This window comes from Halioglobus sp. HI00S01 (genome assembly GCF_001635445.1).
Lineage (GTDB): Bacteria > Pseudomonadota > Gammaproteobacteria > Pseudomonadales > Halieaceae > Halioglobus > Halioglobus japonicus.
This window is the reverse complement of the sequence record NZ_LWEE01000322.1, coordinates 17,336-41,394: the sequence shown is the minus strand read 5'-3', so window position 1 is coordinate 41,394 and position 24,059 is coordinate 17,336. Positions and strand designations below refer to the sequence as shown.

Annotated in this window: 17 protein-coding genes and 1 tRNA gene; 3 read left to right on the top strand and 15 right to left on the bottom strand. The window is 56.8% G+C overall.

Annotated features, from left to right (window positions below):
• Positions 1-20: 20 nt before the first annotated feature.
• The 8 genes from htpG to sdhA all read right to left on the bottom strand — a co-directional run bounded on the left by htpG (position 21) and on the right by sdhA (position 12,761).
• Positions 21-1,937 (bottom strand): molecular chaperone HtpG, encoded by a 1,917-nt coding sequence (gene htpG / locus A3709_RS19870; RefSeq protein ID WP_066058796.1) that lies wholly within the window; start codon positions 1,935-1,937, stop codon positions 21-23.
• A gap of 338 nt (positions 1,938-2,275) precedes the next feature.
• Positions 2,276-3,148 carry a succinate--CoA ligase subunit alpha gene (gene sucD, locus A3709_RS19865; RefSeq protein WP_066058793.1) on the bottom strand — a complete coding sequence of 291 codons (873 nt, stop codon included), beginning with the start codon at positions 3,146-3,148 and terminating at the stop codon, positions 2,276-2,278.
• Positions 3,148-4,317, bottom strand: a complete 1,170-nt coding sequence (gene sucC / locus A3709_RS19860; protein WP_066058790.1) for an ADP-forming succinate--CoA ligase subunit beta — start codon at positions 4,315-4,317, stop codon at positions 3,148-3,150. Before sucC ends, sucD begins: the two co-directional genes overlap by 1 nt.
• A 129-nt stretch (positions 4,318-4,446) precedes the next feature.
• The gene (gene lpdA / locus A3709_RS19855; protein ID WP_066058787.1) at positions 4,447-5,886 is read right to left on the bottom strand and encodes a dihydrolipoyl dehydrogenase; all 1,440 of its coding nucleotides are present in this window, start codon (positions 5,884-5,886) and stop codon (positions 4,447-4,449) included.
• A gap of 62 nt (positions 5,887-5,948) precedes the next feature.
• A complete protein-coding gene (gene odhB, locus A3709_RS19850) occupies positions 5,949-7,184 on the bottom strand; it encodes a 2-oxoglutarate dehydrogenase complex dihydrolipoyllysine-residue succinyltransferase (RefSeq protein ID WP_066058784.1) in 1,236 nt (411 codons plus the stop codon).
• Between the two features lie 16 nt (positions 7,185-7,200).
• On the bottom strand, positions 7,201-10,044 hold the full coding sequence (locus A3709_RS19845; RefSeq protein WP_082850256.1) for a 2-oxoglutarate dehydrogenase E1 component: 2,844 nt from the start codon (positions 10,042-10,044) through the stop codon (positions 7,201-7,203).
• 221 nt (positions 10,045-10,265) lie between these two features.
• Positions 10,266-10,976 (bottom strand): succinate dehydrogenase iron-sulfur subunit, encoded by a 711-nt coding sequence (locus A3709_RS19840; RefSeq protein ID WP_066058776.1) that lies wholly within the window; start codon positions 10,974-10,976, stop codon positions 10,266-10,268.
• A gap of 12 nt (positions 10,977-10,988) precedes the next feature.
• On the bottom strand, positions 10,989-12,761 hold the full coding sequence (sdhA, locus tag A3709_RS19835; RefSeq protein ID WP_066058773.1) for a succinate dehydrogenase flavoprotein subunit: 1,773 nt from the start codon (positions 12,759-12,761) through the stop codon (positions 10,989-10,991).
• A 456-nt stretch (positions 12,762-13,217) separates the two neighbouring features.
• On the opposite strand from sdhA, the gene gltA reads away from it, so the two are divergent.
• Both gltA and A3709_RS19825 read left to right on the top strand, forming a co-directional pair.
• Positions 13,218-14,507 carry a citrate synthase gene (gene gltA / locus A3709_RS19830; RefSeq protein ID WP_066058770.1) on the top strand — a complete coding sequence of 430 codons (1,290 nt, stop codon included), beginning with the start codon at positions 13,218-13,220 and terminating at the stop codon, positions 14,505-14,507.
• A 115-nt stretch (positions 14,508-14,622) separates the two neighbouring features.
• The gene (locus A3709_RS19825) at positions 14,623-15,744 is read left to right on the top strand and encodes a beta-ketoacyl-ACP synthase III (protein ID WP_066058767.1); all 1,122 of its coding nucleotides are present in this window, start codon (positions 14,623-14,625) and stop codon (positions 15,742-15,744) included.
• A 64-nt stretch (positions 15,745-15,808) separates the two neighbouring features.
• On the opposite strand, the gene hisC is transcribed toward A3709_RS19825, so the two are convergent.
• The 3 genes from hisC to A3709_RS19810 all read right to left on the bottom strand — a co-directional run bounded on the left by hisC (position 15,809) and on the right by A3709_RS19810 (position 18,540).
• Positions 15,809-16,870: a histidinol-phosphate transaminase gene (gene hisC / locus A3709_RS19820; protein ID WP_066058763.1), complete on the bottom strand. Its 1,062-nt coding sequence runs from the start codon at positions 16,868-16,870 to the stop codon at positions 15,809-15,811.
• Between the two features lie 183 nt (positions 16,871-17,053).
• Positions 17,054-17,129: transfer RNA gene (locus tag A3709_RS19815), tRNA-Glu, on the bottom strand.
• A 178-nt stretch (positions 17,130-17,307) separates the two neighbouring features.
• A complete protein-coding gene (locus tag A3709_RS19810; protein WP_066058760.1) occupies positions 17,308-18,540 on the bottom strand; it encodes a putative porin in 1,233 nt (410 codons plus the stop codon).
• 416 nt (positions 18,541-18,956) lie between these two features.
• Here A3709_RS19810 and A3709_RS22840 point away from each other — a divergent pair, with 416 nt between their 5' ends.
• Entirely contained in the window at positions 18,957-19,133 is a 177-nt protein-coding gene (locus A3709_RS22840) for a DUF6364 family protein (RefSeq protein ID WP_082850255.1), read from the top strand.
• A gap of 87 nt (positions 19,134-19,220) precedes the next feature.
• Here the strand turns inward: A3709_RS22840 and pstB are convergent, their stop codons facing one another.
• The 4 genes from pstB to A3709_RS19790 form a co-directional block, all read right to left on the bottom strand.
• Positions 19,221-19,967, bottom strand: coding sequence for a phosphate ABC transporter ATP-binding protein PstB (pstB, locus tag A3709_RS19805; RefSeq protein WP_231871267.1), 747 nt, complete (start codon positions 19,965-19,967; stop codon positions 19,221-19,223).
• A gap of 146 nt (positions 19,968-20,113) precedes the next feature.
• Complete coding sequence (gene pstA, locus A3709_RS19800) at positions 20,114-21,400, bottom strand: phosphate ABC transporter permease PstA (RefSeq protein WP_066058757.1); 1,287 nt, start codon at positions 21,398-21,400, stop codon at positions 20,114-20,116.
• Positions 21,393-22,781: a phosphate ABC transporter permease subunit PstC gene (gene pstC, locus A3709_RS19795; RefSeq protein WP_066058752.1), complete on the bottom strand. Its 1,389-nt coding sequence runs from the start codon at positions 22,779-22,781 to the stop codon at positions 21,393-21,395. The genes pstA and pstC overlap by 8 nt, the downstream gene beginning before the upstream one ends.
• Positions 22,782-22,857: 76 nt before the next feature.
• Entirely contained in the window at positions 22,858-24,000 is a 1,143-nt protein-coding gene (locus A3709_RS19790; RefSeq protein WP_066058749.1) for a substrate-binding domain-containing protein, read from the bottom strand.
• Positions 24,001-24,059 lie beyond the last annotated feature (59 nt).

The window sequence follows — 24,059 nt, the reverse complement described above, 5'->3', positions numbered from 1 at the left end:
TTTCCCGTGTAGCGCTGTTGCTAGCGACCCGCGAGGGCCAGTAGCAATTTATTGAGTTTGGAGACATACGCCGCAGGGTCGTCGAGTTGACCGCCCTCTGCGAGGTTCGCCTGGTCGAAGACAATGCCCGCCAAATCAGCGAAACGATCCTCGTCCTGCTCACTATCGAGCATCTCCAGCATCGGATGCGATGGATTGACCTCCAGAATAGGCTTGGACTCGGGCACCGCCTGCCCCGCCGCTTCCATGATTCGCTTCATCTGCGCACCCATATCGAAGTCACCCACAACCAGACAGGCCGGTGAATCGGTCAGACGCGACGTGGCGCGAACCTCGGCAACCTTGTCGTCGAGCACCTTTGACAGACGCTCAACCAAGCCTTCCGCTTCCTTCTGAACCTTCTCCTGCTCGGCTTTCTCTTCCTCGGAATCCGTGGCCAGATCCAGCGCGCCGCGCGCCACATCCTGAAACGCCTTGCCGTCAAAGTCCTGCAGGTGATTCATCAGCCAATCGTCTACGCGATCAGACAGCAGCAGCACTTCAATACCCTTCTTACGGAACACCTCCAGGTGGGGGCTGCTCTTGGCAGTATTGAAGTTCTCCGCTACCACGTAGAAGATCTTGTCCTGCCCTTCGGGCATCCGAGACACGTAATCTTCCAGAGACTGGTCCTGCGCCTCCGCGTCAGTGTGAGTGGTGGCAAAGCGCAGCAACTTGGCAATTTTTTCCTTGTTGGCAAAATCTTCCGCCGGACCTTCCTTGATCACCTGGCCAAACTCAGTCCAGAACTGGGCGTAGTCGTCGCCCTCTTTCTTGGCCAGCTTACCCAGCATATCCAGCACGCGCTTGGTCAGCGCACTGCGCATGGAATCCACCGATCCTTCCTGCTGCAAAATCTCACGCGAAACGTTTAGCGGCAGATCGTTTGAATCGATAACACCCTTTACAAAGCGCAGGTACAGCGGCAGGAACTGCTCAGCCTCATCCATGATAAAGGTGCGCTGGACATAGAGCTTGAGACCGCGCGCCATGTCGCGGTTCCACATATCAAAGGGCGCCTTCTTGGGGATGTACAACAGGCTGGTGTATTCCAGCTTGCCCTCGACCTTGTTATGGCTCCAGGTCTGGGGCTCTTCAAAGTCGTGGGAGATGTGCTTGTAGAATTCCTTGTATTCCTCATCCGACACTTCCGCGCGGCTGCGAGTCCACAGCGCCGTCGCTTCGTTGACCGCCTCGTACTCAGGCGCCTCGACAACCGTCTCTTCTTCATCTTCAGCCGCAGGCATGGCCGGCTTAAGCATCATGACCGGCACAGCGATGTGGTCTGAGTACTTCTTGATCACGCTGCGCACGCGGAAGTCCTCAGCAAACTCCTCACAGCCCTCTTTCAGGAACAGGGTAATGCTCGTGCCACGATCCGCCTTGTCACGCGCTTCCACCGAGAACTCAGACTCGCCCGCGGATTCCCAGACAACGCCCGTATCGGCCGCCTCGCCCGCCTTACGGGTATGGACTGCAACTCGATCGGCCACGATGAATGCCGAGTAAAAGCCCACACCAAACTGACCAATCAGCTGCGAATCTTTCTGTTGATCACCCGTCAGGCTCTCAAGGAATGCCGCGGTGCCAGACTTGGCAATCGTTCCCAGATGCTCAATTACCTCGTCGCGATTCATGCCAATGCCATTATCGGAAATAGTGATCGTGTTGGCGTGCTTATCGACATCGACCTGCACCTGATAATCGCCCTGCCCTTCAAGCAGGCCGTCATCGGACAGCGCGGCGAAACGCAGCTTGTCGATCGCATCAGAGGCATTGGAAATCAGCTCCCGCAGGAAGATTTCCTTGTTGGAGTACAGGGAGTGAATCATCAGGTGAAGCAGTTGCTTCGCCTCGGTCTGGAAGCCCAGGGTTTCCTTGTTGGCGTCGGCAGTCATTACGTTTCCTCGAGTGCTAACTGACTAAAAAAAAATGCTTCCCTCAGATATGGGGCAAAAACAATCGATTTCAAGAGTCCAACAAAGATATCTGCACGACTGACAGCCCTGACGGGGATGTGCGGAGCCATGGATGGCGCAGCCCAAGCCTGTCCCTGACGACACCGTTTGGCGGTCCCCGTCAGGACTGTCAGTCGAACAGATATCGGTATAGCTGTGAACCCAACATAGACGGCACACAGATGCACGGAACCGCCGATATAGCAACCCGAGCCAGATACAACAAAAAAGGGCCCATCAAATGATGAGCCCCTCTAGATCAGCGTAAGCCAACAAGATTACCAGCCAGTAATCTCCGCCAGTGCCTTGCCGATGTCCGCCAGAGAGCGAACTGTCTTAACACCAGCGTCTTCCAGAGCAGCGAATTTCTCGTCCGCTGTGCCCTTGCCGCCAGAGATGATGGCGCCCGCGTGTCCCATACGCTTGCCTTTCGGTGCAGTAACACCGGCAATGTAGGATACGACCGGCTTGGTGACATTCGCCTTGATGTAGGCTGCCGCTTCCTCTTCCGCAGTACCGCCGATTTCACCGATCATCACAATTGCTTCAGTCGCAGGATCGTTCTGGAACATCTCCAGAATGTCGATGAAGTTGGAGCCAGGGATCGGGTCGCCGCCGATGCCGACACAGGTAGACTGGCCGTAGCCCGCGTCTGTGGTCTGCTTGACCGCTTCGTAGGTCAGGGTACCGGAGCGAGACACAATGCCTACCTTACCCGGCAGGTGAATGTGACCCGGCATGATGCCGATTTTGCACTCTCCCGGTGTGATAACGCCCGGGCAGTTGGGGCCGATCAGGCGTACGCCCAGCTCGTCACATTTTACTTTCGCATCGAGCATATCCAGCGTGGGAATGCCTTCGGTAATGCATACGATCAGCTTGATGCCGCCGTTGGCTGCTTCAAGGATGGAGTCCTTACAGAACGGTGCAGGCACATAGATAACGGACGCTTCTGCGCCTGTGGCTTTTACCGCTTCGGCAACCGTGTTGAATACCGGCAGGCCCAGGTGTTCCTGACCGCCCTTACCGGGGGTCACACCGCCAACCATTTTAGTACCGTACTCAATCGCCTGCTCAGAGTGGAAAGTACCCTGGGAGCCAGTGAAGCCCTGACAGATAACCTTGGTATCCTTGTTAATCAGAACGCTCATTATGCCGCTCCTCCTGCTGCTTTAACTGCCTGCTGAGCAGCGTCAGTGAGGCTCTCTGCAGCGATGATGTTCAGACCGGACTCAGCCAGTACTTTCTTGCCCAGTTCGGCGTTGTTGCCTTCCAGACGCACAACGACGGGCACTTCCACGCCAACTTCTTCGACCGCGCCGATCACGCCTTCTGCGATCAGGTCACAGCGTACGATACCGCCGAAGATGTTGATCAGTACCGCTTTTACGTTGTCGTCAGACAGAATGATCTTGAACGCCTCGGAAACACGTTCCTTGGTAGCGCCGCCACCCACGTCCAGGAAGTTGGCCGGGAAACCACCGTGCAGTGCAACGATGTCCATGGTGCCCATGGCCAGACCAGCACCGTTGACCATGCAGCCGATGTTGCCGTCCAGGGCCACATAGTTCAGTTCCCACTGGGCAGCGTGCGCTTCGCGCTCGTCTTCCTGTGAGGGATCGTGCATTTCACGCAGATCCGCCTGACGGTACAGGGCGTTACTGTCGACGCCGATCTTGGCGTCCAGGCAGTGCAGGTTGCCTTCATCGGTGATCACCAGCGGGTTGATCTCGATCAGCGCCAGGTCCTTTTCGATGAACATCTGGGCCAGGCCCATGAAGATTTTAACGAACTGCTTGATCTGAACACCGGTCAGGCCGAGCTTGAACGCCAGGTCACGGCCCTGGTAGGGCTGCGGACCCGCGAGAGGATCGATGGTCGCCTTGAGGATTTTCTCGGGAGTTTCCTCGGCCACCTTCTCGATTTCAACACCGCCTTCGGTAGACGCCATAAACACGATACGACGTGTGGAGCGATCCACCACTGCACCGAGGTACAGTTCTTCGGCAATATCAGTGCAGGATTCCACCAGGATCTTGCTTACCGGCTGACCATTTTCATCAGTCTGGTAGGTCACCAGATTTTTGCCGAGCCAGTTGGAGGCGAAGTCCTTGATCTCATCCTTGGACTCGACCAACTTTACGCCGCCGGCCTTGCCGCGACCACCTGCGTGTACCTGGGCTTTAACCACCCACATATCACCGCCAATCAGATCCGCCGCTTCTGCCGCATCCTCAGGGGAGTCTACTGCGTACCCCTTGGATACCGGCAGTCCGTATTCGGCAAACAGTTGCTTGCCCTGATACTCATGAAGATTCATGTGCTGTCCTGCTTTTCTCTAAATAGCTATTGCTGCTTAATTAACGGGCCCAATGAGTTTCCCCATCAAGCCCCCTGTGTACCTGTGCACGACGGCGATTGGTCTTATTGTTACGTGCGCGGGCGAATTCTACTTGCGTTTCTTCCTGTTGGCGATATGAATCGCCCCACCATCCACAGCCAGTGCAGCTTCGTGTACCGCCTCTGACAGGGTCGGGTGACCAAACACCGTCAGCGCCAGATCTTCTGCGCTGGAGCCGAATTCCATGGCGATGACCACCTGCTGGACCAGATCAGCCGCTGAAGGGCCGACAATATGGCAACCCAGGATACGGTCGGTCTCTTCGTGGGCCAGGAGCTTGACCAGACCATCGGAGTCGTTGGAGGCCAGTGCGCGACCATTGGCCACGAACGGGAAGGTGCCCGCCTTGTAAGGTACACCTTCGGCCTTGAGTTCCTGCTCGGTCTTACCGACGGCAGCAACCTCAGGGTGGGTGTAAATCACCGACGGAATGCAATCGTAGTTCATCTGGGCTGGCTTGCCGTGAATACGCTCGGCGACCATGATGCCCTCTTCCGATCCCTTGTGCGCCAGCATCGGGCCGCGCACGACATCGCCTACCGCGTAGACGTTGGGGGCTTCTGTCTCACAGAAGTCGTTGACGAAAATAAAGCCACGCTCATCGAGTGTAATGCCGGAATCGGAGCTGAACAGCTCTTCTGAACGCGGGCGACGACCGACTGCGACAATAAGCTTGTCGAATGTTTCGCTGTGCTCACCATCGGCAGTGCTGTATGACACGACCACTTCTTTGCCCTTGACCTCGGTGCCGGTCACTCGCGCACCCAGGCGAATATCCATGCCCTGCTTCTTGAAAATCTTGGCCGTTTCCTTGGAAATCTGCTGGTCCATCATGGGCAGGAAATCGTCCAGCGCTTCCAGTACCACAACCTCGGCGCCGAGGCGGCCCCAGACCGAGCCCAGCTCCAGGCCGATCACACCGGCGCCGATGACACCGAGGCGCTTGGGTACTTCGGAGAATTCCAGAGCACCGGTAGAATCTACGATGACGTCACCGTCTACCGGCGCAGGGGGGATGTTGATGGGCAGTGAACCGGCCGCGATGATCACATTGCTCGCTTCTACGACCTGGACGTTACCGTCCTTGTCCGTCACCTCAACCTTGGTACCGGCGAGCAGCTTGCCGGTGCCCTGCAGGGTGGTAACGCCATTGTGCTTAAACAGGCCGGCCACACCGCCGGTCAGCTGGCCGACGATCTTTTCCTTACGCGCCAGCATGGCGGGCACATCGATCGCCGTTTCACCCACGGAAATGCCGTGCAGGCCAAAGTCAGCTTTTGCTTCGTGGAACTTGTGGCTGGAGTCCAGCAGTGCCTTGGAGGGAATACAGCCGACGTTCAGGCAGGTTCCGCCCAGCTTGATCTTGCCTTTGTCATCGAGCCACTGCTCGACACAGGCGGTGGACATCCCCAGTTGCGCCGCCTTGATTGCAGCCACATAGCCTGCGGGGCCCGCGCCAATTACCACTACATCGAATTTCTCAGACATTTGTTTTCTCGTATCAAGTCCAGGTCAGGCCCCGCCGCGGCGGGGCCATTTAATCATTAGAATTACAGTTGCAGCAGGATACGCGCAGGATCTTCAATCAAATCCTTGATCGCCACCAGGAACTGTACCGCTGTCTTGCCGTCGATCAGACGATGATCGTAAGACAGTGCCAGATACATCATGGGCAGAATCACCACTTCGCCATTAACTGCCATGGGGCGCTCCTGGATCTTGTGCATACCGAGAATGCCGGTCTGCGGCGGATTGAGAATAGGCGTCGACATCAATGAGCCGAACACGCCACCGTTGGTCACGGTGAAGGTGCCACCGGTCATATCTTCAATCGTCAGCTTGTTGTCGCGTGCGCGCAGTCCAAGATCCTTGACGGCTGCTTCCACGTCAGCCACGCTCATAAAGTCAGCGTCTCGCAGCACCGGTACCACCAGGCCACCCTCGGTGGATACCGCTACACCGATATCCTGGTAGCCGTGATAAACAATGTCGTTACCGTCAATCGACGCATTGACCTCGGGGAATCGCTTCAGCGCCTCACAGGCGGCCTTCACAAACATGCCCATAAAGCCAAGGCGCGTACCGTTATGGGTCTTTTCGAACTGCTCCTTGTACTTGCTGCGCAGAGCCATCATCGGCGCCATGTTCACCTCGTTAAAGGTGGTCAGCATCGCGGTTTCCTGAGTGGCATTGAGCAGGCGCTCGGCAATCTTGGCGCGCATGCGGGTCATCGGCACGCGCTTCTCGATCCGCTCGCCTGTGGGCGCAACAGGCGTGGCGGGNACTGCGGCAGGCGCAGGAGCAGCGGCCGGGGCAGGCGCACTGGCAGCAGCGGCATCGCCACTTTTTATGTACATGAGAATATCTTCTTTAGTAATACGGCCGTTCTTGCCGGTACCAGTTATGCGGGAGATATCGAGCTTATGCTCTTCAACCAGCTGCCTCGCAGCCGGGCCCAGCAGCGCAGCGAGGTCTTCGACAGCTTCCGCCGGCGCGGCAGCTTCGGCAGGTGCGTCGCTCGCGGCGGCCGCAGGCGCGGACGCAGCAGCACCCTGCTCCAGGCTCGCCAGCAATTGCTCAGACTCGATGGTATCGCCTTCCTGAGCGTGGATCTTGGTAATAACACCGTCCTCCGGTGCTACCACCTCCATGACTACCTTGTCTGTCTCGATCTCGACAATCAGCTCGTCGCGAGAAACAGCCTCACCCTCCTGCTTGTGCCAGGCGGCTACTTCGCCGTCTGCTACGGATTCGGGAAAGGCCGGTGCCTTGATTTCAATCGCCATCTCTTTTCCTTCGCGCTTAGTGTTCCCAGGGCGTCTCGGGCGCCAGGGCTTTGTTGATAAATGCTTCCAATTGTTCCAGGTGCAGGGCCATGTAACCCGCCGCCGGTGACGCTGAACTGTCGCGACCGACGTAGTGCAGGTACACGTCTTGCTTGTGCTTGAACATGGCTCGGCGCATGTGGTGCTGGCTGGAGTACCAGGCACCCTGGTTCATGGGCTCTTCCTGACACCAGACCGCGTCCTTGATGTTCGGGTACTGCGCCAGTACTTCTACGAGGTCCTGCTCAGGGAACGGGTACAGTTGCTCAATGCGGATGATCGCAATATTGTCGATTTCGCGCTCGCGACGCGCTGCGCGCAGGTCGTAATAAACCTTGCCGCTGCACATAATCACGCGCTCTACCTTGGATTTGTCCAGATCATCGGTCTCGTCCAGCACGTTATGGAAGTAGCCCTCGGCCAGATCTTCCAGGGTGGAGATCGCTTCCTTGTGCCGCAGGAGGCTCTTCGGCGACATGACGATGAGCGGCTTGCGCAGCGGGCGGATGGCCTGGCGGCGCAGCATATGGAATACCTGGGCTGGCGTACTGGGCACACACACCTGAATATTGTGTTCCGCACACAGCTGCAGGAATCGCTCAAGACGCGCCGACGAATGCTCGGGGCCCTGCCCCTCATAGCCGTGAGGCAGCAGCATGGTCAGGCCGCACAGGCGCTGCCATTTATGTTCGCCAGAGGTAATGAACTGGTCAATTACTACCTGGGCGCCGTTGGCGAAGTCACCAAACTGCGCCTCCCAAATGACCAGGCCCTTGGGCATGGTGGTGGCATAGCCATATTCNAAAGCCAGCACCGCCTCTTCAGACAGCAGTGAATCGTGAATCACAAAAGGCGCCTGGGATTCATCGATATGCTGCAGCGGCACGTGGCAGCTTTCATCCTTCTGATTGTGCAGTACTGCGTGGCGGTGCGAGAACGTGCCGCGCCCCACATCCTGGCCCGTCAAGCGAACCGGATAGCCGTCCTCGAGCAGCGTTGCATAGGCCATGGTTTCCGCAAAACCCCAGTTAACAGGCGCTGCGCCGGCGGCCATCTTGCGCCGGTCTTCAATAATCTTGTTGACGGTGCGCTGTAGCGGAAAATTCTCCGGCGCTGCGTTGATCTCCTGACCCAGGGTCTGCAGCCGCTGCATATCCACTGTAGTATCTGCCTCATCGGTCCAGGTGTGGCCGATATAGGGCGACCAGTCGACAAACAGGGTCTTGTTAGGCTCTGACACCAGGCTACTGACCAGCGGCTCGCCCCGGTCGAGTGAATCGCGGAAGCCGTTGACGAGATAATCGTCTTCTTCCTTGCTCAAAACACCCTGGCCAATCAACTTGGCGGCATACAGGTCGCGAGTGGTCTTGTGCTTGCGAATGGTCTGGTACATGAGCGGCTGGGTCACCGAGGGCTCATCCGCTTCGTTGTGACCGCGACGGCGGTAACAGATAAGATCGATGACCACGTCCTTCTGGAACTCGGTGCGATAATCCACCGCCATCTGGGTGACAAACAGCACCGCCTCGGGGTCGTCCGCGTTAACGTGGAAAATCGGCGCCTGAACCATCTTCGCTACGTCGGTGCAGTACTCAGTAGAGCGTGCATCTTCGCGACGGTTGGTGGTAAAGCCCACCTGGTTATTCAGTACGATATGAATCGTGCCACCGGTCTTGTAAGCGCGGGTCTGGGACATCTGGAAGGTTTCCATGACCACACCCTGGCCGGCGAATGCAGCGTCGCCGTGAATCACAATCGGCACGACCTTGTCGCCGTCGGTATCGTTGCGACGCTCCTGGCGTGCTCGCACACTGCCCTCCACTACCGGAGATACAATCTCCAGGTGTGAGGGGTTAAAGGCCAGGGCCAGGTGCACCTCGCCGCCAGAGGTCATCACGTTGGAGGAGAAACCCTGGTGGTACTTCACGTCGCCAGAGCTCTCGTACTCGGCTTTACCTTCGAATTCGTCAAACAGGTCTGCCGGGTTCTTACCGAAGGTGTTTACGAGTACATTCAGGCGCCCGCGGTGGGCCATGCCGATCACAATTTCCTGCACACCGTAGCTGCCGGAGCGCTGGATCATCTCGGCCAGCATGGGAATCAGGCTCTCGCCGCCTTCTAGGCCAAAGCGCTTGGTGCCGGGATATTTCGACCCCAGTGACTTCTCCAGGCCCTCTGCCTTGATCAGGCGACGCAGCAGCGTGAGCTGAACCTCGGCGCCAAAATCAGGCGCGCTGCGCACTGACTCCATGCGGGTCATAATCCAGTGGCGCTCATCGGTGTTAACGATGTGCATAAACTCAGCCCCGATGGACTTACAGTAGGTGCGTTCAAGGGCATCGTGGATTTCACCGAGGGTGGCATCCGCTTTGCCGATGTGCAGGCTGCCGGTCTGGAAGACCGTATCGAAGTCGGCTTCAGACAGCTCGTGGAAGGACAGCTCGAGGTCGCGCACATGTTCGCGTTCCGCAATACCCAGTGGGTCGAGGTCCGCCTTCTGGTGACCGCGCTGACGGTAGGCGGAAATCAGCTGCACCACGCGAACCTGCTTGCGCTCGTATTCGGTGGCCTGGGAATCGTGCTGCACGGTGGCTTCGGTGCGTACACGCATCTTGCTGATCTGGGCAAAACGATCGCGCACGACTGAGTGGGGTATGTCCTCAATCTGGGTGTGATCGGATTCCACCCGGGGCAACTTGTCAAAATATTCGCGCCACTGTTCAGGCACGCCGTTCGGGTCCTTGAGATAGGACTCGTAAAGGTCTTCTACATAGGTGGCATTGCCACCAGCAATATGAGAACTCCGCCATAGGAGTTCCATTGAGCTCTCTTGCATTTCAGCCCTTCCGGAGAGGAGGTTAATGCCCGTCATTGGGCAGATATATCCAGAGTTTAGCAGTGACTGACCAAGGTCGCCGATAAGACCCAAGGTCCAGCCCCATAAAAAAATGTGCCGCTGCATCGGCAGCGGCACACTAAAACACAAATAGCTCTCTATTACAGTGACTTATGCCACAAAGGCGGTCACTGATTGGCGCGATATCAGGATGCGCGGTTGCGAGAGAGCAGCATATGTTTGATATGCCCGATGGCGCGGGTCGGGTTCAGACCCTTGGGACACACGTTTACACAGTTCTGAATGCCGTGGCAGCGGAATACACTGAACGGATCGTCCAGGTTGGCCAAGCGATCACGGGTAGCGGTATCGCGGCTGTCCGCCAGGAAACGATAAGCCTGCAGCAGGCCGGAGGGGCCCACAAACTTGTCGGGGTTCCACCAGAATGAGGGGCAGGAGGTAGAACAACAGGCGCACAGAATACACTCGTACAGACCGTCGAGCTTCTCGCGCTCTTCGGGTGATTGCAGGCGCTCAATACCAGGTGCTTCAGTTTCATTCAGCAGGTAGGGCTGAACCTTTTCGTACTGGCTGTAGAACAGCGTCATATCGACCACCAGGTCGCGAACCACCGGCAGGCCGGGCAGCGGGCGAATAACAAGTTTGTTGTTCTTCACAGTCTCAGATAGCGGCGTAATGCACGCCAACCCATTCTTGCCGTTCATGTTAAGGCCGTCAGAGCCACAAACACCTTCACGACAGGAGCGGCGGTAGGCAACCGACGTGTCCTGGGACTTAATCAGTTCCAGTACGTCGAGCACCATCAGGTCTTTACCACCGGTCTCTACCAGGAACTCCTCCATTTTTGGCTCTGAGTCGGCTTCAGGGTTATAGCGGTAGATACTTACATTCAACATCGATCAAAACTCCTAGTAAGTCCGTGCCTTGGGCGGGAATGCTTCAACGGTCTCGGGTTCAAAGTTCACATCACGCTTACCCACACGCTTATCGCCGGGGTAGTACATGGAGTGACACAGCCAGTTCTCATCATCGCGCTCCTGGAAGTCGTCGCGAGCATGCGCTCCGCGGCTCTCCTTGCGCCCCTCAGCAGTAATCGCGGTCGCTTCTGCCACTTCAAACAGGTTGTGCAGCTCCAGGGCTTCGATGCGGGCCGTGTTATAGGCCTGACTCTTGTCCTCGAGGTGAATATTTTCGATGCGGCCGCGCAGGTCAGCCAGCTTCTCAATGCCTTCAGCCATGAATTCACCGTTGCGGAACACGCCGAAGTGGTTCTGCATGGTGCTTTGCAATTCTTTGCGAAGGTCGGCGACCTTCTCGCCACCGGTGGAATTGTTCAGCTTATCGAGGCGGGACATGGCCTGCTCAATATCGGTCTCGGAGGCGTCGCTCATCTCAATGCCGTCTTTGAGGGCATTCTCGATAAACAGGCCAGAGGCGCGGCCGAACACCACTAGGTCTAGCAGCGAGTTGCCGCCAAGACGGTTGGCACCGTGCACTGATACACAGGCCACTTCGCCACAGGCGTAAAGGCCCGGAATGATCACGTCGTTGCCGTTGGCGTCTTGGGTCAGGGCCTGGCCGTGAACATTGGTCGGGATACCGCCCATCATATAGTGACAGGTAGGTACCACGGGTACGGGTTCTTTCACCGGGTCTGCGTGGGCAAAGGTGCGCGACAACTCACAGATACCGGGCAGACGCGACTCAAGCACCTCTTCGCCGAGGTGATCGAGCTTTAGGAACACGTGATCACCCTCGGGCCCACAACCGCGGCCTTCAATAATTTCCATGACCATGGAGCGGGCCACCACATCGCGGCCGGCCAGGTCTTTGGCATTCGGGGCATAACGCTCCATAAAGCGCTCGCCATCTTTATTCACCAGATAGCCACCTTCACCGCGACAGCCTTCGGTGACCAATACACCCGCGCCGGCAATGCCGGTGGGGTGGAACTGCCACATTTCGATATCCTGCACGGGGTAACCGGCGCGCAGGGCCATACCAATACCGTCACCAGTATTAATGTGGGCGTTAGTGGTAGAGGCATAGATACGCCCGGCACCACCGGTAGCAAAGACGGTCGCCTTGGATTTTACGTAGACGGTTTCGCCGGTTTCCATGCAGATAGCGATGACACCCACTACCGCGCCGTCCTGGTTCTTCACCAGATCGGTGGCGTACCACTCGTTGAAGAACACGGTATTGTTCTTCATGTTGCCCTGGTAAAGGGTGTGCAACAGCGCGTGACCGGTGCGGTCGGCCGCAGCACAGGTGCGGGCAGCCTGACCGCCCTCACCGAAATTCTTTGACTGGCCACCGAAAGGACGCTGGTAGATACGGCCTTCCTCGGTGCGTGAGAACGGCAGGCCCATGTGCTCAAGCTCAAAAATGGCCTCGGGTCCGACGGAGCACATATACTCAATGGCGTCCTGGTCACCGATATAGTCTGAGCCCTTGACAGTGTCATACATATGCCAGCGCCAATCGTCATTGGGGTCAGACGAGGCGATGGAACAGGTAATGCCGCCCTGGGCGGACACCGTGTGAGAGCGCGTGGGAAATACTTTGGAGATCACCGCAGTCTTGTAACCAGACTGGGCAAGTTGCAGAGCAGCGCGCATACCAGCGCCGCCGCCGCCGACGATAACGCCGTCAAAAGAGATTGTGCGAATTCCGGACATAGTGTTTAACCCTTGAGGATCTGGGTCCCCTGAACGGGGTGAGCAGCGCCATAGACGCGAAGTAAAAAGGACGGTTGCGCGGAGGAGATAGCAATCCGCTGGTTACCGGTGTCCAGACTAACAGGACGATTGTCTTTCACATTGAATACCATTGTTGCGCCACAAGACGATTAATGTGTACGGCGTGAAGCCAGCTTTGGACGCCCACCCAGACAGTCAGCAAGCCCAAAACGCGCGAAATTATATGGACTTAGGGCGCCAATTACAAACCCGTCGCCCCCCGTGGGGCAATTTCACGATTTGCGCCTATCTGCGTCGATCATCGAAAAACCCGTTTGCCGATTTTACGCCCAAACTGCGCACACGATAGGCGACATTAGTCCTTGATTGATTGACAAAAAGTGCTGAATCACTATAGTGGGCCACCCTACTGATATCTCAATGCAGGACTTCCTTATGAGCGACAAAAAAGCCACCCTCACGATCGATGGAATGGATGAGGCAGTCGAGTTGCCCATCTACTCCGGAACCATCGGTCCGGACGTTGTGGACGTTGGCAGCCTCACTGGCAAAGGCATGTTCACCTACGATCCTGGCTTCGTTTCAACCGCTTCCTGTGAATCCCAGATCACCTACATCGACGGTGGTAAGGGCGTTCTGCTGCACCGCGGCTACCCCATCGAGCAGCTGGCCGAGCACTCAGACTACCTCGAGACCTGCTACCTGCTGCTGTACGGAGAGCTCCCCACGAAAGAACAGAAGGAACAGTTTGTCAACACTGTCACCAACCACACCATGGTGCACGAGCAGCTGGCTCACTTCTTCAACGGCTTCCGTCGCGACTCCCACCCCATGGCCATTATGTGTGGTGTTGTCGGCGCCCTGTCCGCCTTTTATCACGACTCACTTGACATTTCCGATGAGCAGCACCGTCAAGTAGCGGCGTTCCGCCTGATCGCCAAGATGCCTACCCTGGCCGCCATGAGCTACAAGTTCTCCATCGGCCAGCCCTTCATGTACCCCGATAACAGCATGGGTTATGCAGAGAACTTCCTGCACATGATGTTTGGCGTACCCTGTGAAAAGAGCAACATCAGCCCGGTACTGGCCGATGCCATGGACAAGATTTTCCTGCTCCACGCCGACCATGAACAGAACGCGTCCACCTCCACTGTACGCCTGGCCGGCTCCTCTGGCGCCAACCCCTTCGCCTGTATTGCTGCAGGTATTGCTGCGCTGTGGGGCCCCTCGCACGGCGGCGCCAACGAAGCGGTACTGGATATGCTGCAGGAAATCGGCGATGTCTCGCGCATCGACGAATTCGTAGCTCGCGCCAAAGACAAGAGTGATCCGTTCCGCCTGATGGGCTTTGGCCACCGCGTATACAAGAATTTCGACCCGCGTGCCAAGGTAATGAAGAAAGCCGCCGACGAAGTGCTTGCGGAACTGGGCCTGGAAAACGATCCGCTGCTGGCTATCGCCAAGCGCCTGGAAGAAATCGCCCTGGAAGACGAGTACTTCATTGAGAAGAAGCTCTACCCCAACGTCGACTTCTATTCTGGCATCATCCTCAAGGCGATAGGCATTCCCACCAGCATGTTCACCGTGATCTTTGCCGTCGGCCGCACCATTGGCTGGATTGCCCACTGGCACGAGATGATCAGCGGCAGCTACCGCATCGGTCGCCCCCGCCAGCTGTACACCGGCCACGACAAGCGCGACTTCGTACCCCTCGAGGACCGCTAAGGCATGTGGGGGCGAGCGCGACAGCAAATCGCACCCACAATTACCAAACAAGAAAGCCGCACTGCGGCTTTTTTTGTGAGTAGAATATGCAATCAATAATTTTTGGACCTGAAGCATGACCGATATTGTCATCAGCGGCACCGGCCTCTACACCCCGCAAGAATCCATTAGCAATGACGAACTCGTTGCTTCCTTTAATGCCTATGTTGAGGCGAATAACGCCGCCAACGCCGCTGCCATTGAAGCCGGCGAACTGGCGCCTCTGCAGCCCTCCTCGGCAGAATTCATCCACAAGGCGTCCGGCATCAAGTCGCGCTATGTAATGAACAAATCCGGCATCCTGGACCCCCAACGCATGGTGCCTTCGCTGCCTGAGCGCCCGGACGATGCACCGTCCATACAGTGCGAAATGGCTATCGCAGCGGCTCGTGAAGCCATGGAACAGGCCGGCAAAACCGCTGCTGATATCGACGCTGTCATCGTCGCCGCTTCGAACATGCAGCGCCCCTACCCCGCCATGGCGGTCGAAATCCAGGATGCCCTGGGCATCACCGGCTTCGGCTTTGACATGAACGTAGCCTGCTCCTCAGCCACCTTCGGCATCCAGCAGGCCCGGGACATGGTCGCCGCGGGCAGCGCCGGTTGCGTGCTAATGCTGAATCCGGAGATCTGCAGTGGACACCTGAATTTCCGCGATCGCGATTCCCATTTCATTTTCGGTGATGTGTGCACGGCGGTGATTGTTGAACGGGCCGAACAGGCCAGCAGCGCCCACCAGTACCTGATCGTCGACAGCGTCCTGCAGACCATTTACTCCAACAATATCCGCAACAACTTTGGCTTTCTCAATCGCGGCGACGAATCCGGCATCAACCAGGCCGACAAGCTGTTCGTGCAGGAGGGACGCAAAGTATTCAAAGAAGTGTGCCCAGCCGTTGCCAAGCAGATCAGCACCCAGCTCGACGCTCTGGGCATCCCCGCTGACCAGCTCAAGCGCATGTGGCTACATCAGGCCAACCTGAGCATGAACCAACTGATTTCCAAGCGCGTGCTGGGCCGCGAGGCGAGTCCTGAGGAGGCGCCGACGATTCTGGACGAATACGCCAATACCAGCTCAGCGGGCTCCGTTATCGCCTTTCACAAGCATCGCAGTGACTTTGCCGCTGGTGAGCTTGGCGTGCTGTGTTCCTTTGGGGCCGGCTACTCAATCGGCAGCGTAGTGCTGAAGAAGGTGTAGGCACCTCACCCCCCAAAAAAAGCCCCATGTCCGGGGCTTTTTTTGGCCTGCGAAAAGGTAGTGGCTACATGGCCAGAATCTCTGTCAGTGCGGCAAAGAGCTCGTCCATTTCTTCGTCCGTGCCGATACTAATGCGCAGAAACTGGTCGATTCGCGGCTTACTGAAATAGCGCACGATAATGCCCCGCTGGCGTAAGGCGGCAACGATCTGCGCCGCGTCGTGCCCCGGATGGCGGGCAAATACGAAATTGGCCGCCGAAGGCAGTACTGCAAATCCCAGATCGCGCAACACCTTATCGGTGCGCTCCCTGGTCGCCACAACCTTGTCACAACACTGCCTGAACCACGCCTCATCAGCCAGCGACGCCAGTGTCGCGCGCTGGGCAACTACATCGATGGGGTAGGAGTTAAATGAGTCCTTCACCCGCACCAAGCCCTCAATAAGCGGCGCCTGTCCAAACGCAGCGCCTACCCGCATGCCCGCCAGGGAACGCGACTTTGACACCGTCTGAATCACCAGCAGGTTGTCATGTTCGGCAATCAGTGCCGTGGCAGATTCGCCGCCAAAGTCGATATAAGCCTCATCAATGACCACAACCGACTCCGGGTGTGCGCCAAGCAGCCGTACAATGTCCTCTCGCGGCAACAGCACACCGGTGGGAGCATTGGGATTGGGAATGAGAATCCCGCTATTAGGCGCGCTATAGGCGTCTACGTCGATAGTGAAATCGTCGCACAGCGGCACCGGCTGATAGTTCACCTGATACAGTTCACTCCATACAGGGTAGAAGCTGTAACTGATATCGGGAAATAACAGCGGCTTGTCGTGCTTCAGCAGCGCCTGAAACGTGTGAGCAAGCACCTCATCTGAGCCGTTACCCAGGAACACCTGTTCCGGGGTAAGCCCCTCACGCTCGGCGAAAGCCGCTTTGAGCGCGCTGGAATCGGGATCCGGGTAGCGCTTCAATTCCGACGCAGAGGTGCCAGCAATCGCCTCCAGCACCGCCGGTGACGGGCCATAGGGATTCTCATTGGTATTCAGTTTAACCAGGCGCTCTGCTTTAGGCTGCTCCCCGGGCACATACGGGGTCAACTGGCTGGCGAGGTCACTCCAAAAACGGCTCATATAAAATCTGACTCTCCAAACAAATCACAGGCAGTGTAACCGAGCTGCGCAGAGGTGTCGCCAATATCGCCGCCTGATATCGAGCAGCGCAGGCGCGATCGCGACAGTGCCGTTCAGGTCAATAACAGGACAGACGGCGCAGGCATAAAAAAAGCCCGGCTCAAAGAGCCGGGCTTTTGGTGTTGGCATCCCGTAGGGGGTTCGAACCCCTGTTACCGCCGTGAAAGGGCGGGGTCCTAGACCACTAGACGAACGGGACGTTGTACTGGCCTCGACCAGACGACGCGCATTATAAGGAACAGGCCGGGCATTGCAACACCCTGAGGGCGAATTCGACATAAAAAGTTCACACTGATTATTCCTTGTTCAGTTTCGCTGCATCTCTGTCATACAGGCATAAAAAAGGGCGCCGAAGCGCCCTCTCCTACTCGCCAGGCCTAGTACTTGAACTTGGCGTCGATCATCAGGCGATCGTAGTCGCGCACATCACACTTCAGGCTGTCGGTGCACTTCTCACCGTCGAAGTAAGTGAAGCCCAGCACCCACTTGTCGACAATGGTATAGGCGCCGCTAAACTTATGACCCTTGCCATCGGTACCGCCACCCATGAAGTCCGAGTCTGTCAACAGACCCACAGTCGCGTCCGCTTCCAGGTCCTGGTACTGGTATTGGAGTTGCCAGGTACCCTGAGCCTTGGCCTTGCCAAGCTTGGCGCCGACGATGTAACCCGTATCGAAATCATCTGCGTCCCGGTTCTGCACGACATCACCGTACACAGACAGTGGCATGTCGCCGATGTTAAAGCTGGCGTCCGCACCTACGAAAACCAACTCGTAATTGTAGAGATAGTTACCCATCTCGTCGGCGGAGTTACCGAACAGCGCGTCATCGTAGAACGCCGGGAGCCCCTTGATCGGGAAATCCAGATAACCTGCGGCTACTGTCACAGGACCAAACTCGCTGCCGATCTGGGCACCCCAGAACGACTCGTCCAGGCCGTTGCGGGTATCACTCTCCAGGTGAGAGTAGGATGCGTTTGCAAAGAAGTGCTTGCCCTCGTAGCCGGCAAACAGACCTTCAGGACGGTAATCACCATCCCAGATCAATCCACTCTTGGCGGGGTTGTAGAACGGGTTGCTGACCTTACCGCCAGACAGCCAGAATTCGTTAGGCTGATAGCGGAAGTAGGCTTTGTCCAGGCGCACGTCCTTGGTGGAACCGCCGCCGCCCAGGGTCTGGTTAGTGGACACAGGGTCGTCGCCACCTGTCGCAATACCCAGGCCAATGGTAATGGCATCGCTCACGTTGGCGCCAAGTTCGGCGCGCGCGCGAATACGGCTGCGCTGGCGGTCGTTGCCACCATCGTCAATGTCTTCGTAGCGGTAGCGGAAATCGCCCTTCCAGAAGAGCTTCTCGGCCCAGGCGCTGGACTCGTTCTGCGCCTTGAGGCTGGCTATGTCCGATTGCAGAACTGAGAGATCTTCCTCGGGGACCGTCGCGCCGGATTTCAGCGCTGCGTTCTCTGCTTCCAGAGCCTCTACTCGGGCAGCCATCGCGGCAAACTGGGCCTTGAACTGCTCCCACTCAGCCTCCGGAATAGCAGCCTGGGCACTGATGCTTGCACCACTTGCGAGCACACCAGCCACTGCAACACTTAACAATTTGTTCATATTTCCTAGCCTCGAATTTGGCCACCAAATGGCCGTTTTGTCGTGTTCGGGCGCAGAATACGAAGTTAATGTGACAGTTGTGTTACAGGAGACGGAGAATTACGCGGAAAAAAAGGCACTATTGCCACAATCGAACTGCGATTGTGGCAGCTTTATGACAGGGGTGTAGATTCAGGCGATCCAGCCCACCCAAAGGTAGCTGACCAGCAACAGACCGCAGGCCTCTGCCAACAGCAACGGGAGCCCTACCCTGGGCGGTTTACGCAGTTCATTTTTTGCCGCACGCAAGTTCACACACACCCTCCACTCAATCGACATCATTTGTATATACATATAATAGACAATAAATGAGCCGTGGCCAAGCCGGAAGGCTGTGCTAAAGTACCGCTTCTTTGTCGCATTTAAGCTTTTCTCGAATGTCAAAAACCAAGATTCTCAACGTCCGTATCGACCCCGATTTGAAGAAAAAGGCGAAAAAGCTCGCCGAAGCCGACGGCCGTTCACTGTCCAACTGGGTGACAAAGCTGATTAAGGACACCGTCAAAGCCGCTGAGAAGCAGGGGCAGTTCGACGACAAGGATGAGGAGGCTTAATCCAGCGGTGAAAAGGCGCCCCTGACAGGGTTGCCTACGCTTGCAAGTAACGACGGCCGCCGTAGCAGGCAGCCATCGCTTATCAGATTAACCGAAGCGTCCGGTAATATAGTTCTCGGTCAAGGTGTGTTTCGGCATCGTGAACACCTCTTTGGTATCCCCTACTTCGATCAATTTGCCCAGATGGAAATACGCCGTGCGATCGGATACCCGGGCAGCCTGCTGCATGGAGTGGGTCACAATGGCAATGGTGTAGCGGGCCTTAAGCTCATCGATCAACTCTTCAATGCGCGCGGTGGCAATCGGATCCAGCGCCGAACAGGGTTCGTCCATGAGGATGACCTCGGGGCTAACGGCAATGGCCCTGGCAATACACAGACGCTGCTGCTGACCACCCGACAGACCCGTACCCGGCTTGTCCAACACGTCTTTTACTTCCGACCAGAGGCTTGCACGCTTTAGGCTCTTCTCGACAATCTCATCAAGCTCAGCTTTGCTGTGGGCCAGGCCGTGGATACGCGGCCCATAGGCGACGTTCTCATAGATCGATTTGGGGAACGGGTTAGGCTTCTGGAACACCATACCGACCCGGGCGCGCAGCAAAACGGTGTCCTGGCTGGCACCGTAAATATCTTCCCCGTCCAGAGAGAAATCCCCCTCCACCCGACAAATGGGAATGATGTCATTCATCCGGTTGAGTGTGCGCAGAAAAGTCGACTTGCCACAGCCAGAGGGGCCGATCATGGCGATCACCTCGTTCTCGGCAATATCCAGCGACACATCCATAATCGCGTGCTTGTCGCCGTAATAGACATTGACATTGCGCGCTGACATTTTGGCGTTCTCGACAAACGGCTCGCCGACTGTTTCGTAGCCGCTGACATCGCTGTGCTGGTGAATATCCAACGCCGGCGTGTCGCTGCCGGCCGCTTCAGGAATTGCAGTCATTTTCGCAGACTCTTCCATGTTTAATGCTCTTTCTATTTCAGTTCGAAGCGCTTGCGAAGGTAAATAGCCAGCGCGTTCATAATAATCAGGAAGCCCATCAGCACCATAATGGCGGCTGATGTCTTTTCAGTGAAACCTCGCTCCGGGCTGTCAGCCCACAGGAAGATCTGCACCGGTAATACCGTTGCGGGATCGGTGACCCCACCGGGCACATCCATAATAAACGCCACCATGCCAATCATCAGCAGGGGCGCTGACTCGCCCAGTGCCTGCGCCATACCGATAATCGAACCTGTCAGAATGCCGGGCATAGCCACGGGCAGGACATGGTGAAACACGGTTTGCAGCTTTGAGGCACCCACACCCATGGCGGCTTCACGAATGGATGGCGACACGGCCTGAATAGCGGCCCTGGAGGTAATGATAATGGTCGGCAGCGTCATCAGCGACAATACGATACCACCTACCAGCGGCGCCGAGCGCGGCAGCTCAAAAAAGTTGATAAATACCGCCAGGCCCAACAGACCAAAGACAATCGAGGGCACGGCCGCGAGATTATTGATATTAATCTCGATTAAGTCGGTAATACGATTCTTGGGGGCGAACTCCTCAAGGTATACCGCGGCAAATACACCAATTGGAAACGCGAGCACAAAGGTCACTATCAAGGTAAAGAAAGAGCCGTGCAGAGCGGCGCGAATACCGGCGAGTTCAGGCTCGCGCGAATCACCTTCGGTGAAGAACAGCACGTTAAAGCGGGTTTGCGTCCGATCCTCGCTATCGAGCCGATCGAGCCAGTCCATTTGCAGGTTCTTAACACGCCGCTCATCCTCGGGCTGATCCCGGGTCACCTGCCCTTTCAGATAACTGGCCGCTTCCGAGTGTGCCAGCAGCCATACATCCTTAGTCTGGCCCAGCAGGCTGGGATCGGTCATCACCATATCCTGCAACTGATACTCCGCGCCGAGGCTGAGCAAGCGATAGAGCTGGCGTTTGTCCTTGCGCCCGGTGACATCGGGAAACAAATCGCGCATCGAGGCCTTCGCTAGACCAGCATAGTCCCCTGCCCTGAGCTGCTTGGCATCAGACTCCGGTGTTACCCCAATCCTGTCGGCATCAAAATGGACTGGCACCAACAGATATTTCTGGGTGAATGCGGGCGTGCCTTTGCTGACGATATCGAACAACAAAATAAACAGAAATACGAAACCAAGCATTACCGCCAAGCGGCCGTACCACTGAAAGCGCTTTTCGCGGGCGTAGCGTTTCTTCAGTGACGCCTGTATCAGCTCGGTGTTTTTGAAGCTTCGCTTACTCATATTGCTCTCGGTAACGGCGCACGACATACAGCGCGATAATGTTCAGTAACAGGGTGACGAAGAACAGCACCAGACCCAGCGCAAATGCCGCGAGCGTCTTCGGGCTGTCGAACTCCTGGTCACCGACCAGCAGAGTGACGATCTGTACGGTAATGGTTGTCACGGCCTCCAGTGGATTGGCCGTCAGCTTTGCGGACAAGCCCGCCGCCATTACTACAATCATGGTCTCGCCAATGGCACGCGATACGGCAAGCAGAATACCGCCCACAATACCGGGCAAGGCCGCAGGGAGAAGCACCTTGCGGATGGTTTCACTCATCGTGGCGCCCATACCCAGCGAAGCCTCTCGCATACTGTCCGGCACCGCGTTGATAATATCGTCAGACAGCGACATCACGAACGGGATAATCATAATGCCCATCACCAGGCCGGCCGCGAGCGCACTCTCCGAGGCTACGGTCAGGCCGAGACTCTCACCGAGATTGCGAATAAACGGCGCCACGGTCAGGGCGGCAAAGAATCCGTAAACGACCGTGGGAACACCCGCGAGAATTTCCAGCACTGGCTTGGTCACAGCGCGAAAGCGGCGTGTCGAGTATTCAGACAGGTAAATGGCAGACATAAGCCCTACCGGCACCGCGATCAGCATAGCCACTGCAGAGATTAACAACGTGCCCACCAGCAGCGGTACGAAGCCGAAAGATCCCGACGCTCCGACCTGATCTAGACGAATAGCCATCTGCGGGCTCCACTTCAAGCCAAACAGAAATTCCTGAACAGGAATCGTCTGGAAAAAGCGCAGCGCTTCGAACAATACCGACAGCACGATGCCCAGTGTGGTCAGAACCGCGATCGAGGAACAGCCAAACAGAATCCAGGTAAACGTTGACTCTACCGAGTTTCTTGCGCGCAATACCGGACGGATCCGAAGCACCGTGAGCGCGCCACCCAGCACCGCAACAACCACCACTAGCAACAACTTCAGCTTGCCACTGCTCACCAGCAGCTCGTTGTAAAAGTCTGCCGCGGCAACTTGTGTCGGCTCAAGCATACTTGCATCGCCACCACTGACAGCAAAGCTGACGATCTGGTTGTAATAAAGACCGATTTCATTCTCGCTTAGCGCGCGAATTTCTGCAGGGAACTCTGCAACGATCAGGCCGCGAATAGCCGAGCCCTCCAGCGCCACCCAGAAAATCAACACCAGCATGGCCGGCAGCCCAGCCCACAATGCGGTCATATATCCATAGTGCTTGGGAAGCGAGTGCAGGCTTTGCATACCCCCCGCGGCGGTAGCAACGATTCGGGAGCGCTGCCGTCCTACCAGAAAGCTGACAAGGCACAGCGCTACCAGGGTGATAAAAACGGTCGATGTGGGCATTACGGGCCTTTCAAAAATAACGTGCGCCGCTCAAGGGCGGCGCACTAGTTTACAGCATGTGTAACGGATTTCCTCGTTACATCTTCAGCAATTTCAGACTCGCAACGTCCTTTTGAGCCTGGGCCAATTCCTCATCACCCAGGGGGATCAGGCCGCGCTCAGGAAGGTAGCCGTCTTCGCCCATCGCTTTGTTGGAAGCGAACTCAGCAGCGTACTCCTGAATACCTGGAATCTTACCTACGTGGGCAGCTTTGACATAGAAGTACAGGGGGCGAGACACCGGATAGTCGCCATCCGCGATGGTGTCGAAGGAAGGTGCTACGCCATCGATCAGCGAGCCCTGAACCTTGTCTCCGTTCTCATCCAGGAAACTGAAGCCGAAGATGCCCAAGGCATTGGGATTGGCTTCCAGCTTCTGCACGATCAGGTTGTCGTTCTCTCCAGCTTCGATGTAGGCACCATCTTCACGCACCGCGTAGGCCACTGTCTTGAAGATGTCCTTACCCTTGGGTGCTTTGCCTTTCTTCTCAAGATAGGAATCGTAAACACCGGCAGGAATGCCCAACGATGCCATGGCTGCCCTGAGGGCTACCGCATCGTCAGCACCCATGCCACGCAGGGTCTTGAGAGCCGGTACTGCCTGAGCACCGCCGCCCAGGGCAAGCTCAGCAAACGCATCACGGGTACCTGATGTGGGGGGCGGACCAAGCACTTCAATCTTGATAGCCGGCAGTGCGGGGTTCACATCCTTCCAGGTGGTATATGGGTTGGGCATCAGCTTGCCGTCGGGGCCGGGAATATCCTTGGCCAGCGCCATGTAGATATCTTTCAGGCTAAGTTCCATCTGATCGGCCTTGCGGCTGTTGGCAATGGCAATGCCATCGTAGCCTACCAGGACTTCCAGAATATCGGTCACGCCGTTCTGCTGGCAATCATCAAACTCGCTCTTCTTGATGCGGCGCGATGCATTGGTAATGTCGGGGGTACCGGCACCGAGGCCCTTACAGAAAAGCTTCAGTCCGCCACCGGAACCTGTCGACTCGATTTTGGGAGTCTTGAAGTCTGTGGAACGACCAAAGCGCTCTGCGACGACGGTGGCGAACGGATAGACCGTGGATGAACCGACGATACTGACGGTATCGCGTCCTTGGGCTTGCACATTTGACACAACCCCGATGGCCGCGGCCAGTGCAATGACACTTGCAATTTGCTTTTTCACTTGCTGAGAACTCCCTGAGTCTTGGCGATATTTCCCCGCCAACTGGCAGGGATTCGGGA

Excerpts from the sequence above, each read along its gene's own strand:
- pstB (WP_231871267.1), bottom strand. The coding sequence starts at position 19,967 with ATGTCAGCGCGCAATGTCAATGTCTATTACGGCGACAAGCACGCGATT.
- sdhA (WP_066058773.1), bottom strand. The coding sequence starts at position 12,761 with ATGTCCGGAATTCGCACAATCTCTTTTGACGGCGTTATCGTCGGCGGC.
- A3709_RS19810 (WP_066058760.1), bottom strand. The coding sequence starts at position 18,540 with ATGAACAAATTGTTAAGTGTTGCAGTGGCTGGTGTGCTCGCAAGTGGT.
- A3709_RS19825 (WP_066058767.1), top strand. The coding sequence starts at position 14,623 with ATGACCGATATTGTCATCAGCGGCACCGGCCTCTACACCCCGCAAGAA.
- pstA (WP_066058757.1), bottom strand. The coding sequence starts at position 21,400 with ATGAGTAAGCGAAGCTTCAAAAACACCGAGCTGATACAGGCGTCACTG.
- sucD (WP_066058793.1), bottom strand. The coding sequence starts at position 3,148 with ATGAGCGTTCTGATTAACAAGGATACCAAGGTTATCTGTCAGGGCTTC.
- A3709_RS19840 (WP_066058776.1), bottom strand. The coding sequence starts at position 10,976 with ATGTTGAATGTAAGTATCTACCGCTATAACCCTGAAGCCGACTCAGAG.
- pstC (WP_066058752.1), bottom strand. The coding sequence starts at position 22,781 with ATGCCCACATCGACCGTTTTTATCACCCTGGTAGCGCTGTGCCTTGTC.
- lpdA (WP_066058787.1), bottom strand. The coding sequence starts at position 5,886 with ATGTCTGAGAAATTCGATGTAGTGGTAATTGGCGCGGGCCCCGCAGGC.
- A3709_RS22840 (WP_082850255.1), top strand. The coding sequence starts at position 18,957 with ATGTCAAAAACCAAGATTCTCAACGTCCGTATCGACCCCGATTTGAAG.
- htpG (WP_066058796.1), bottom strand. The coding sequence starts at position 1,937 with ATGACTGCCGACGCCAACAAGGAAACCCTGGGCTTCCAGACCGAGGCG.
- hisC (WP_066058763.1), bottom strand. The coding sequence starts at position 16,870 with ATGAGCCGTTTTTGGAGTGACCTCGCCAGCCAGTTGACCCCGTATGTG.
- gltA (WP_066058770.1), top strand. The coding sequence starts at position 13,218 with ATGAGCGACAAAAAAGCCACCCTCACGATCGATGGAATGGATGAGGCA.
- sucC (WP_066058790.1), bottom strand. The coding sequence starts at position 4,317 with ATGAATCTTCATGAGTATCAGGGCAAGCAACTGTTTGCCGAATACGGA.